The sequence below is a fragment of the Labrys miyagiensis genome, from assembly GCF_030160835.1.
In the GTDB taxonomy this organism is placed as follows: domain Bacteria; phylum Pseudomonadota; class Alphaproteobacteria; order Rhizobiales; family Labraceae; genus Labrys; species Labrys miyagiensis.
On the sequence record NZ_BSPC01000065.1, the window covers coordinates 1 to 10,836 of the forward strand.

Consider the following 10,836-nt stretch of genomic DNA (forward strand, 5'->3'; position numbering starts at 1 on the left):
CGACGTAGCCATTCCGCCACAGCAAAAGTGCGTCAGAGCCACTTCTCGACGGAAATCAACAGCTCGGTTCCGTTGTCGGTGATAGTGTCCATCGTGGTCTTCGTGCTCATGGTCTTTCTCCGAATAGGTCAGGGTTTGAGGCGCAGCACTGCGCTGCAAACCCTGCCTCGCGGCGAGCAGAGGGGTAGCAAGGGCAAGGGGCCGGAGCGGAGGGGGATCACCCGGCCTGCACAAGCGGATTTCTGGTTTTCGGGGAGATGCTGGCGGTCGGGCCGCGCGGAAGGTCGGGGAGACCGCTCCGGCCCCTTGCCCGCGCGAGGGCGGGACGCCCTTAGCTCTTTTCTCGCCGGCGTGGCTCAATTTGGGGGAAGGCAGGTGCTCTTTGCTATCTCGATTTGAAATAGTACTGATGATCGTAGCCAAACTACGATCATGCGAACATAATGAAATCTGGCATCGATTTGATTAGGCGCCTATAATCGTAGCATGGCTACGACATATCGAAATAAACTAAATTCCCTTTATACCCGACTGGCGCCGGGGACGCCGCTGACGTCCGAGGATTTGGCCGCCCTTGGTATATCGGCCGACCTGGCCGTTCACTATGTGCGAGCAGGCTGGCTCACAAGATTGACACCAGGCATCTACTCCCGGCCGAATGACACCCCGGCCTTGCACCCTTCACTCCTTCTGCTGCAGCGCCGTTTCAAGGGCCTGCATGTCGGCGGCAAGTCTGCCCTCGATTGGTATGGCATACGACACTATGTGGCCCAGCAGCCCACGTTACACCTCTATGGGTGGGTGGCAGCGCGCTTGCCAGACTGGTTTACGGAACGGTTTCCCGCCGAGTATCACCGAAAGCGCCTGTTTGATGAACAGCCAGATGCCTTGCTGCATGCCGGCCCTTTTGAGAAACGCACCGATGCTCCGAACGTGTCGTCTCCGGAACGTGCTCTGCTGGAAGTGCTAAGCGAAGTCGGGGTCCGGCAAACCCTGCCAGAAGCGCGGGAGCTCGTGGAAAGCACCTACAGTCTACGGGCCGACGTGTTACGCGAACTCCTGCAGCGCTGCGGCAGCGTCAAGACCGTACGGCTCTGCCTGCAGCTTGGCAGGGAAGCTTCCCTTCCCTGGGTGAGCAAACTCGATTCCACAAAGCTGCCTGTCGGCAGCGAGCGTCCCTGGGTGTCCCGTTCCGCTGACGGCCTGCTGGTGCTTAAGCCATGAACCAGATCTATCTCGATACAGCCCGCCTCTTAACGCAGGTCGCGCCATTCGTTTTCGCTGACGGAACATTCGCGCTCAAGGGTGGCACGGCGATCAATATGTTTGTCCGCGACATGCCAAGGCTGTCGGTCGATCTCGACCTTGTCTTTACAGATCATCTGCCCCCACGCGACCAGGCACTTCGGCGCATCAACGAGGCGTTACGGCAATCCACGGAGCGTCTGAACAAGCGAGGTTTTCAAACGCACGCGTCTGCATCAGTGGACGCCGGCGAGACCAAGCTGCTCGTGCGGCGCGGCACTATCGAGGTCAAGATCGAAGCAAATTTCGTCATGCGCGGCACGGTCCACCCTATTCGCATGGCCTCCTTGACGCCCAACGCCCGGGAAACGCTGTTGGCGGATCTCGAATTACCCGTTGTCTCCCAGGAGGTCTTTATGGCGGCAAGCTGGTTGCTGCAATGGATCGACAACACCCTCGTGATCTATTCGATGTGATGGAGCTCTTCGCGCATGAGGGGATCACCCCAGACATCCGTAAGACGTTCGTTGTCTATCTGGCCAGCCACAACCGACCGGTTCACGAGGTTCTGTTCCCCACATTGAGAGATATCAGGCAAGACTACGAGAGCAATTTCCGAGGCATGACCATCGAGCCAGTGGAATTGGAAGCCTTGCTTGCCGCACGCGAACGTATGTTGGCCGAATTGCAGCACGGATTGAGCACGGACGAGCGCAGTTTCTTGCTTACATTGGTCACCAATCAACCGGAATGGTCCCTGCTCGGGTTACCCCATGTGGAACAACTTCCAGGCATTCGATGGAAGCTTCATAATTTGGAACGGCTTCAGAGGAGCAACCCTAGAAAATTCGCCGAGCAGTCCAAGCTATTGGCGCAGCGGCTAGAATAGCGGTCAATTGCGGCGCTTGATATCTTGGATCCGAGCGCAAACTCCTGTTGCAGCGCCATAACTCACCGCCCACCATTTGAAATGGCACTGGAGGCAATTATGGACGACGCCGCAATGCTGCTCGCCATGATGTCGAAGAAGGCTGACTAAACCATCTATGGATGAACAGTCAGAGTCGCATTTCCCAGTTTCATAAGGGACGTCATGCGAGCCGGGCTGGGCTACTCGAGGCAACGATGCCCCCGGCGGTCATCCGATGGTGCGCTCTGGCGTGACCGGAACGGAGCCGCGAGCTGCCAGAGCGCTTTTGGCGGGTCCGCCTAGAAAGGGGACAGGGTAGACCTCTCGTATTAGCTTTCTAGACAGTCCAATGGCTTCGAACGATCGGCCTGATTAGCGATAATCGTCCGTTGCGAGGTCCATTTGCGGGGCGTATAAAATGCAACAGTTTATGTTGCGCACCCAACGTCGGCTTTCCATGATTGGGACCCGGCCAGGCTTGTCACTGAGTGCGATGGAATTGACGATCCCTTTCGCAGTCAGGAAGCTTATAGCTTCGGCCTCGATCCCGGTTGCCGATAGCTTCTGTGCAACTGATGCCTGTTTGCCACGTGTCTTGGTGCGGAACAAAGCCATCGGCTTAACGAGTGGCGCGTTCAGGGTCGTGACAAAATATCGACCGGCCTTTGTGTCACCGGTCGATTTGGTTTCGTTGGCGCGTGACAGTGCGCGGTCTTGTCGGATTGCGGATTGGTTGAAGGCGCGCTGTTCGATGGCGCGCTGAGTGTCTGAAAGAGTCATACCGCCGGTCTGATTGATCGACAGTATTTATCCGGGCGACAGGCTACGGCTTATGTACTGGAAAGGTGCTAATCTCCGCCATATCGACGGGAGATTCGACCATGGCGGATGATCAACAAGGACCGAATTGGAAGTTAGAAGACGATTTGGAAACGGTTACCCTAACCTTCCCAACGGGCCCGGTTGTTGTTTTGACACTGAACGTAGCTCAGCTCGAAGACATCTTAAAAAACTTAGGAGATTTTCGCGCTCGGATGAAGCCACAAATTCCAGAGAAGTATGCCGTTGGTCAAAAGATGGTTTTCGCGATTAATAACCCATCGTGGTTCACCGAACCTGAGCTAATGCAGGGCAACAGCCTGCTTCATATCCGCGACCCTCGATTTGGATGGCTGAGTTATCATATTCCATCGGAAGAAGCGCTTAAGCTTTCTGGCTATCTGCAAGGGCAGGTTGCGGTGAAGCAAGCGGGTCCGCAAGGGCCAAGGAACTAACAACAAAAAAACCGGCCTTTCGACCGGGCCCAGTTTGATCCAATGATTTTCTGTGGCGGCAATACGTTACCGAGCCTGCTCGATTCTGTCCAACGTGATACTGTGTTGAGCCACAATCAATACATGGCACCGGCGAACAGCGGGCCGAAGCGGTTCCACCAAAATCTCACCGTCTCATGGCAGATGTCGATGCCGCGCTCATGCAGCAGGTCCTCAACATTCCTCAATGACAAGGGGTAACGCACCTACATCATCACGGCCAGGCGGATCACCTCCGGCGACGAATTGAAATAGCGAAACGGATTGGGTTTGGGATGCGCCATCCTCTCTCCCTACCCTTCCGGACCAGCCTCGGACAAGTTACTCTGACGGTGCCATGCAGCGCGGAAGCACGGCAGATCATACCGATAGCTTTCGACATGATGGTCTTCGAACCACCGCCTACGTTTACCTCTTCCACTTAAATTGATGAGATCGAGGCCGCGATCTTCTCCGCCACCATGATGATAGGTGCATTGATATTCGCAGAGGGCACACGGGGAATGATGGAGCCATCGACGATCCGCAGCCGGTCGACGCCATGCACATGCCCTTGGCCGTCGGTCACGGCGAGATCGTCCGAGCCCATACGACACGTGCTCGTTGGGTGATGTTCGGTGTTCGCGACGGTTCGGAGCCACGCGGCAATCTCGAGATCGGACGCTTTGATGTCCGGGGTGTCGACCGCTGCACCGCGATAGCGCGACCATGCAGACTGCCCGACCATCTCAAGTGTTTTCCGAATGCCTGCGACCATCTCGAATATATCACGCTTGTCGGTCAGATAGTTGAACCGAATAGCCGGCTTTTCGACCGGGTTGGCCGTTTTGAGCGAGATGCGCCCGCGGCTGTAAGGACGCATCTGACTAACGAAATACTGGAACCCGTCCGAGATCGTGACCTTTCCGGATTGAAAATCCGCGAGAAAAGGCAGGAATTCATGTTGCATGTTGAAGTAGGCAACTTCATCGCTGCTCTTGAAGAACGCACCCACTTCAAAGAAATTCGTGGCGCCGAGCCCCGTTTTGAACAACAGCCATTCGAGCCCGAGCTTGACCCGTCCGAACGTATTGAGTTGTCGCCGAATGGAGACGCCATCTGTCGACTGAAAGCGCAGCGGGGCGACGACGTGATCCTGAAGGTCCGCTCCCACGCCCGGGAGATTGGTGTGGGGAGAAATGCCATGCGCCATCAGATGCTCTCGGTCCCCGATGCCCGATAACATCAGCAGATGAGGCGACCCGATCGTGCCTGCGGAAAGGATCACCTCACGCCCGGCACGGATATGTTGCCTCCCGCGGCGGCGCGAGAGCGTAACGCCCACGGCCACTTTGCCCTCGAAATCGACCCGCTCCACAAGACAATCGGTCATCACCGTTAGATTGGGCCGTTTCGCGGCGGGCTTGAGATAGGCCAGGCTCGTGCTGCAACGTACGCCGTCGCGGATCGTCGCCTGAGTAATATGGACGCCTTCCTGATTGCCGCTGTTGTAGTCACCGGCATTGCGCAATCCGTATTCCTGACCAGCTTTGAGAAAAGATTGGTAAAGTGGATGATCTGCCTTACTGCGAACGACCGAGATCGGACCTGCGCCGCCGCGCATCTGGTCGCGTCCGCCTTCAAAACTCTCCATCTTCCGGAAATAGGGTAGGCAATCCTTGAAGTCCCACCCTTCGAGGCCGAAGTCGCGCCAGCCGTCATAATCCTTATCGCTGCCGCGGACGAACACCATGCCATTGATGGAGGAACTGCCACCGAGGCAGCGGCCGCGCGCTTGACCGATACTGCGGCCGTGCAGCTCTACTTCAGGCTCACTTTCGAATTTCCAGTTGTAGACGTCGCTCTCGATTGGAAAGGTCAGTGCGGCAGGCATCCGAATGACGATACTATTGTCGGCAGGCCCCGCCTCGATCAGGCAAACCTCGAGAGAAGCGTTCTCGGTTAAGCGGTTGGCGAGGACACATCCCGCCGAACCGGCGCCGACGATGACATAGTCGAATTCAGATCTGTTGCGGCTCATCAAAACTGTCCAATGCTGGCAAGAGGCTCGGGGTTCGAACGACGAGGCAGAATTTGACGCGAAAATATGACGGAGTCTGGCATCCGGCGATTGATGGGCGGCGGCTGCTCGGGAGGCGAGATGGCTGGGTTCCAGGGCCCGGCTCCAATTGGGCTCACTGCACTATTCAGCGAGCCCTCATAGGCGCTGGGGATAGCGCCTCAACGGCGCTCTGCCGCGCTTGACCGAACCGCCACCAACGGAGGTACAGACGGCGCGGGGTCTGCGCTCACGACATATTGTGAAAGGGCTTTCCAGTCACTGGCCCGGCTCAGTTGCAGCCGCCAAAGGACCAGCAATCCAGTCACCAACAACACGGCTGCAATCTCGGGCGCGTAACCGACCGGAGGGTCGGGCAGCGGAACGAGCGAGTAATACAGGACCAGGAAGAGGGCAACGGTCGAGACGATCGGAAACACGATATGAATAAGGACGTTGAGCTCGTGCCTTGCTGTCGTCAGGAAAAACCTGGCGACGCCGATATTTCCCATCAAATAGACAAATACATAGATGATCGTACCCAAAGTGCCGAGCATGAAGAAGGACTGATCGGGCGCTACAAGAGACCCAACGCCCAGACCGACCAGGAGGGCAAGTGCGGACTGTGCCAGGACTGCGGTGTGGGGCGTGCGAAAGACGGGATGGGTCTGATTCAACCAGGCAGGGAGCGCCTTGGCACGGGCCATGGCATACCAGTTGCGAGTCGAATCGACGGTGCAGGCGATGCAAACGGCGATGCCGGAATTGAGAAGGGCAAGAAGAACGAGCAACCAGCCGTTGCCCCATAGGCGCTGGGCGACGATGAAGGCCGGATTCTCTGTTGCGTTGGCCAGGTCGTCGAGATGCTGGGTGCCCCACCCAATCTGGATGCCCCAGGCGCAGAAGACATAGTACACGCCAAGAAGGATGATGGATCCGATGATGGCGCGCGGAATGATTGTGCGGGGGCTTCGCGCCTCCTCCGCGACGGCGGCCGCTCCCTCCCAGCCGGTGAAGGCGAAGATCGAGAGCACGACGGCAAGATAGAAGCCGTGTAGGCTTGTGCTATTCCCTGGATTAAAGCCACCGAACGAAATTCCGCCCGGACCGGGCGAGACCAAACCGGAAATCGCCAATGCCAGAACGATCAGCATCTCGATGATCGAAAGGATCGTTAGCATCTTGCCCGAAACCTTGATCCCCCGGTAGCCAACGAATCCGACCAGAAGGAGGATGGCGAGGGTGACGATCTGCCAGGGCAGGTTGAAACCATAGTGCTGCTTGAGCTCTGTCTGCAGGACAAAGCCGGTGTAGGAAGCAAGTCCGCCGGGGATTATCGCAACGAACCACGAATAGAGCCATCCCACCAGGAATCCGAAGGCCGGACCCACGGTCGCACTGACATAGGTGTAGAAGCCGCCCGCCGAGGGAAGGTGCCTCCCCAGCTCTGACAAGGAGATCGCCACGACTAGCCCTATCACAAAGGCGGCGATGTAGGTTGACGGCGCGCCGAGGCCTGCCTGTTGCGTGTTGAACGCGATCGTGGTCAGAACGCCAACCGCGGGCGCGATCTGAGCGATACTTTGCATGAGGACTGTTGTCAGTCCGATCGAGTTGCGTTGGAGCCCCTGCTGCGGCAGTGGCTGCAGTTGTTCTTTGGCCATTCAGGGCCCCCTTCGGATCGATGGTTGGGCCGGGGCGTTCTTGGGTAGGTGCGGACCCCGTGCATATGACAAATACATTGCACGAAAGTGTGCAGTCAAGTCGCAATATCGTGCAATTATTCTTGCACGAATGGCCGAGCTGAGCGATATTGACTTGCCGGGTAGTGTCGGCGCGAAAAAGGAGAAGAGCATGGGAACGTCGGACAGGCGCCGAGCCCTGTTGCTGCGCGTGCGCGAAGCGGGATATGTCGACGCAGCGGCGCTCGCTCGCGATTTCGCGGTCGACGGGTCGACAATCCGGCGCGATCTTGCCCAGCTTACGCGGGCCGGGTTGATCCGTCGCACACATGGGGGCGTCTTACCGGCAGAGCCTGGTAACGTAATCGACACGCCCTACCAAGTTCGCGAGCACGAAAATCCCGAAGCGAAACAAGCGATTGCGCGAGCGGCGGCCGATCTGGTTCAAGACGGCCAGACCGTTATCCTCGACAATGGCTCCACAACCTATCAAATCGCCGCAGAATTGAAGCGTCGCCGCAATTTGACGATCGTGACCAACGATCTGCGCATTGGGATGTGCATCGCGGACCAGCCAGCCAATCGCCTGCATATGACTGGAGGCGTGCTACTAGACACCGTCTACACGCTTGTCGGACCGGCCGCCGTGGCGGCTTTTGATGGCCTTCACGCCGACTGGGCCTTTCTCGGCGCCGAAGGCATCGATGCAGAGGCAGGTATAACGAACATCAATGTCGTCGAGATCCCGACAAAGCACGCGATGATCGCGGCAGCAGCGAAGGTTGTTTTCGCTGCCGACAGCACAAAATTCGGCCGGCGAGCCTTCGCAACTGTATGCCAACTGGACGAGGCCGATATCCTTCTCACAGACGGCGGCCTCGCTCCGGACAAACGCGCGGCCTTCGGCAGCAAGCTGCGCTGTGTCTAGCGACAGCAATTTTCACGCGAAGATAGTTGCACGAATTCGTGCATTCGTGCATAAGGTCGATGCAGATACGTCGTTGCCTTTCCCAGAATCGAGAGCCCGCCTTCCATGCCCTCATCCTCCGCCGCTGGCTTTGAAAAGGACATCTTGGACCAGCCCGATGCCCTGGAATCTTGCGCATTCAAGCCGCTGTCGCCCGGGATCGCATCCTTGGATTTCGGACAGTTCGATCGAATCATCCTGACCGGCATGGGCTCATCCGACTATGTAACGATCCCACTCGAGCTCACGCTGGCTCGCGCGGGTCTGCCCGTGTGGCGTATCCAAACCAATCGCCTGCTGGAAACGCCAGAGTTGATAAGGGACAGCACGATGCTGTGGATCACCTCCCAGTCCGGTCGCAGTGGCGAAGTCGTCGAACTCTTGAAGCGGTTGCCGGACGGGCACAGCTGTACAGTTGCTGCGACCACGAATGACCCCAACAGCCCCCTCGCAATTGCAGCCGACTATCTCGTTGAGCTCCACAGCGGCCCTGAGGCAACCGTCAGCAGCAAGAGCTATCTCAACACACTTGCCTGGCTACACCGGGTCCGTGCTCGTTTCCAGGGGCGTCCCGATAAAGCGGCCGTCTCGGAAATAATGGATGTGGCCAAGAGCTTGCGAGCGTGGATCAGTGCGCCACCGCCCTACTTGTCGATGCTAGCTCAACGGACGCTGCGGTGCCCGAATCCGCGCCTGGCGCTGGTCGGTACGGGAGCAGATTCCGCGACGGCCCTCACCGGTGCACTTATCCTGAAAGAGGCTTCTAAAGTGTCTGCAGAAGGCTACGTTGGCGGCGAATTCCGGCATGGCCCAATGGAATTGGCGGGCCCCGGCCTTACCGCGCTCCTGTTCGGGTCGGGCTCCGCCGACGACGCGACGTTGAGGCAGCTCGCACGCGATCTGTCCCTGAGTGGCAGTATCGTCGTGACCATAGCTCCGACAAACTACGAGGGAGCAGAGCACGTCCCTGTACCCGACCTTTCCGACTTTGGACGCATGGCGCACGCTATGTGCGCGCTGCAGCAGCTCAGTATCGCCCTCGCGCGGGGTTCGGGTTTTGTGCCTGGCGAGTTTCGGTTCGGGCAGAAGATTACGGCGCTACTGTGAGCGAGATCTTCGCAGGCATTGATCTTGGAGGTACCGGCACCCGGCTCGTCGCCTGTGGGGCAAAGGGAATCTTGGCCTCGGCTATTCTCGCGACCAAGGATCTCGGAGAGGGAGATCTCGAGACAAGGCTCACACGCCTCGCTGCCGCGATCCACACGCTCGTACCTGAGGGCGAGGTCTTGGGCGGCATAGGCATCGGCGCTACGGGTCCGGTCGATCGAGCCGAAGGGATTGTGCACAATCTAGATACGCTGCCTGCATTCTCGAAGATCCCGCTGGTCGCCGAGTTGAAGAAGCGTCTTGGCGTACCGGTGGTGATCGACAATGACGCCGTGGTCGCCGCGATAGCGGAACAGCGCGTCGGCGCCGGCAAGGGAGCCGCCCGGATGCTGATGGTCACATTGGGGACCGGGATCGGCGCCGCGTTCCTTGTGGATGGTGTGCCGTTTCGTGGCCCGATCGGAGCACATCCAGAGGCAGGCCATATCCCAATCGTAAGCGGAGTTGGAAAGTGCTACTGCGGCGCCGAGGGATGCTGGGAACAGGTCGCATCACGCTCCGCTCTCCAAGCTATGGTCCGCCCTTATTTGCCTTCAAACCTCCAGGGCAAAGACCTGCTCCCTTACGCCGCCGCTGAGAGAAGCGATCGGCAAATATGTGAAGCCTTCGACACCTACGGTGCTCTCGTTGGAAAAGGCCTGTCGATCCTTCATACGCTTTACATGCCGGAAGTCACCATTCTGGGCGGTACCGCGGCCAATTACCTTGATCTGTTTCAAGGGGGGCTGGTTCGAGCCATGGAGAGAGCGCCGGGATTTGCCGTAGAGTCCAGCGTGCGGGTTAGCGCCCTGGGCGATGAAGCGGGTGCCATAGGCGCGGCTCTGATTTCTAGTGAACCGGTAAACGATTTCAAGCTGGGCTTGGACTGACCTGCCACCGATTTGTCATCCAGCAGCGATTAGAGTCCCAGGGGAATCTGCGCCATAGGGCGCGTCGGTAGCAACAGGGGATCGGCGTAGCTGATGATGTGGACGGCCCGACCCCGAGCGTTCAGGCTCTGCGGCGGGAGCGGGTCGATTTCGACCGGCAACGCGAAAGGCTCATCATCATGCATCAGATCGTCCGCATTGGATTGGATATCGCCAAGCGCTGGTTCCAGGTTCGCGCCGTCGACGAACGGGAAAAGGAGATCTTCAATCGGAAGCTCCCGCGCGACAAGGTCCTGGGTTTCCTCGGCTCGCTGCCGCCTTGCGAAGTCGCTCTCGAGGCGTGAGTACCGTGCCGAGATTATTCTGCGTCTTCGCCCAGTCGAGCGGCATTCGCTCGCGCGTCCGCTCCTCGAGTGCGGCGCCACCAGCGGCTATAGCCTCCTCAAGCCGCGCCGTGCCGCTCTCGCGCTCGCCGAGCGTCGAGAGCGCAATGGCGAGATTGTGCTGCGTCTTCGCCCAGTCGAGCGGCACGCGCTCACGCGTTAGTTCCTCGAGCGCGGCGCGATAGGCGGCCACAGCCTCCTCCAGCCGCGCCGTGCCGCTCTCGCGCTGCCCGAGTACAGAGAGCGCATTGCCACAAAGTAC

The 10,836-nt window shown here is 58.6% G+C and carries 8 protein-coding genes and 3 pseudogenes; 6 read left to right on the forward strand and 5 right to left on the reverse strand.

Annotated features, from left to right (window positions below):
- Positions 1-486: 486 nt before the first annotated feature.
- Together QQL24_RS28170 and QQL24_RS28175 are read left to right on the forward strand one after the other, a co-directional pair.
- Positions 487-1,224 carry a type IV toxin-antitoxin system AbiEi family antitoxin gene (locus QQL24_RS28170; RefSeq protein WP_284315632.1) on the forward strand — a complete coding sequence of 246 codons (738 nt, stop codon included), beginning with the start codon at positions 487-489 and terminating at the stop codon, positions 1,222-1,224.
- Positions 1,221-2,134 (forward strand): annotated as a pseudogene (locus QQL24_RS28175) (nucleotidyl transferase AbiEii/AbiGii toxin family protein). Before QQL24_RS28170 ends, QQL24_RS28175 begins: the two are co-directional and overlap by 4 nt.
- A 393-nt stretch (positions 2,135-2,527) precedes the next feature.
- Here the strand turns inward: QQL24_RS28175 and QQL24_RS28180 are convergent.
- Positions 2,528-2,935 (reverse strand): hypothetical protein, encoded by a 408-nt coding sequence (locus QQL24_RS28180; protein WP_284315633.1) that lies wholly within the window; start codon positions 2,933-2,935, stop codon positions 2,528-2,530.
- Between the two features lie 101 nt (positions 2,936-3,036).
- On the opposite strand from QQL24_RS28180, the gene QQL24_RS28185 reads away from it, so the two are divergent.
- On the forward strand, positions 3,037-3,429 hold the full coding sequence (locus tag QQL24_RS28185; protein WP_284315634.1) for a hypothetical protein: 393 nt from the start codon (positions 3,037-3,039) through the stop codon (positions 3,427-3,429).
- A 131-nt stretch (positions 3,430-3,560) separates the two neighbouring features.
- Here QQL24_RS28185 and QQL24_RS36750 read toward each other — a convergent pair.
- The 3 genes and pseudogenes from QQL24_RS36750 to QQL24_RS28195 all read right to left on the reverse strand — a co-directional run.
- Positions 3,561-3,674 (reverse strand): annotated as a pseudogene (locus tag QQL24_RS36750) (IS6 family transposase); the annotation flags it as partial.
- Positions 3,675-3,889: 215 nt separating this feature from the next.
- Positions 3,890-5,488, reverse strand: a complete 1,599-nt coding sequence (locus QQL24_RS28190; protein WP_284315635.1) for a choline dehydrogenase — start codon at positions 5,486-5,488, stop codon at positions 3,890-3,892.
- Positions 5,489-5,688: 200 nt separating this feature from the next.
- On the reverse strand, positions 5,689-7,170 hold the full coding sequence (locus tag QQL24_RS28195) for an APC family permease (protein WP_284315636.1): 1,482 nt from the start codon (positions 7,168-7,170) through the stop codon (positions 5,689-5,691).
- A 130-nt stretch (positions 7,171-7,300) separates the two neighbouring features.
- On the opposite strand from QQL24_RS28195, the gene QQL24_RS28200 reads away from it, so the two are divergent.
- From QQL24_RS28200 to QQL24_RS28210, 3 genes are all read left to right on the forward strand, one after another.
- On the forward strand, positions 7,301-8,116 hold the full coding sequence (locus tag QQL24_RS28200; protein WP_284315637.1) for a DeoR/GlpR family DNA-binding transcription regulator: 816 nt from the start codon (positions 7,301-7,303) through the stop codon (positions 8,114-8,116).
- A 105-nt stretch (positions 8,117-8,221) separates the two neighbouring features.
- On the forward strand, positions 8,222-9,262 hold the full coding sequence (locus QQL24_RS28205) for an SIS domain-containing protein (protein WP_284315638.1): 1,041 nt from the start codon (positions 8,222-8,224) through the stop codon (positions 9,260-9,262).
- Positions 9,259-10,191: an ROK family protein gene (locus tag QQL24_RS28210; RefSeq protein ID WP_284315639.1), complete on the forward strand. Its 933-nt coding sequence runs from the start codon at positions 9,259-9,261 to the stop codon at positions 10,189-10,191. The genes QQL24_RS28205 and QQL24_RS28210 overlap by 4 nt, the downstream gene beginning before the upstream one ends.
- A 264-nt stretch (positions 10,192-10,455) precedes the next feature.
- Here QQL24_RS28210 and QQL24_RS28215 read toward each other — a convergent pair.
- Positions 10,456-10,836, reverse strand: a pseudogene (locus tag QQL24_RS28215) (tetratricopeptide repeat protein); the annotation flags it as partial.

Coding starts and splice junctions, on each gene's coding strand:
- QQL24_RS28205 (WP_284315638.1), top strand. CDS start 8,222: ATGCCCTCATCCTCCGCCGCTGGCTTTGAAAAGGACATCTTGGACCAG.
- QQL24_RS28170 (WP_284315632.1), top strand. CDS start 487: ATGGCTACGACATATCGAAATAAACTAAATTCCCTTTATACCCGACTG.
- QQL24_RS28190 (WP_284315635.1), bottom strand. CDS start 5,488: ATGAGCCGCAACAGATCTGAATTCGACTATGTCATCGTCGGCGCCGGT.
- QQL24_RS28200 (WP_284315637.1), top strand. CDS start 7,301: ATGGCCGAGCTGAGCGATATTGACTTGCCGGGTAGTGTCGGCGCGAAA.
- QQL24_RS28185 (WP_284315634.1), top strand. CDS start 3,037: ATGGCGGATGATCAACAAGGACCGAATTGGAAGTTAGAAGACGATTTG.
- QQL24_RS28195 (WP_284315636.1), bottom strand. CDS start 7,170: ATGGCCAAAGAACAACTGCAGCCACTGCCGCAGCAGGGGCTCCAACGC.
- QQL24_RS28180 (WP_284315633.1), bottom strand. CDS start 2,935: ATGACTCTTTCAGACACTCAGCGCGCCATCGAACAGCGCGCCTTCAAC.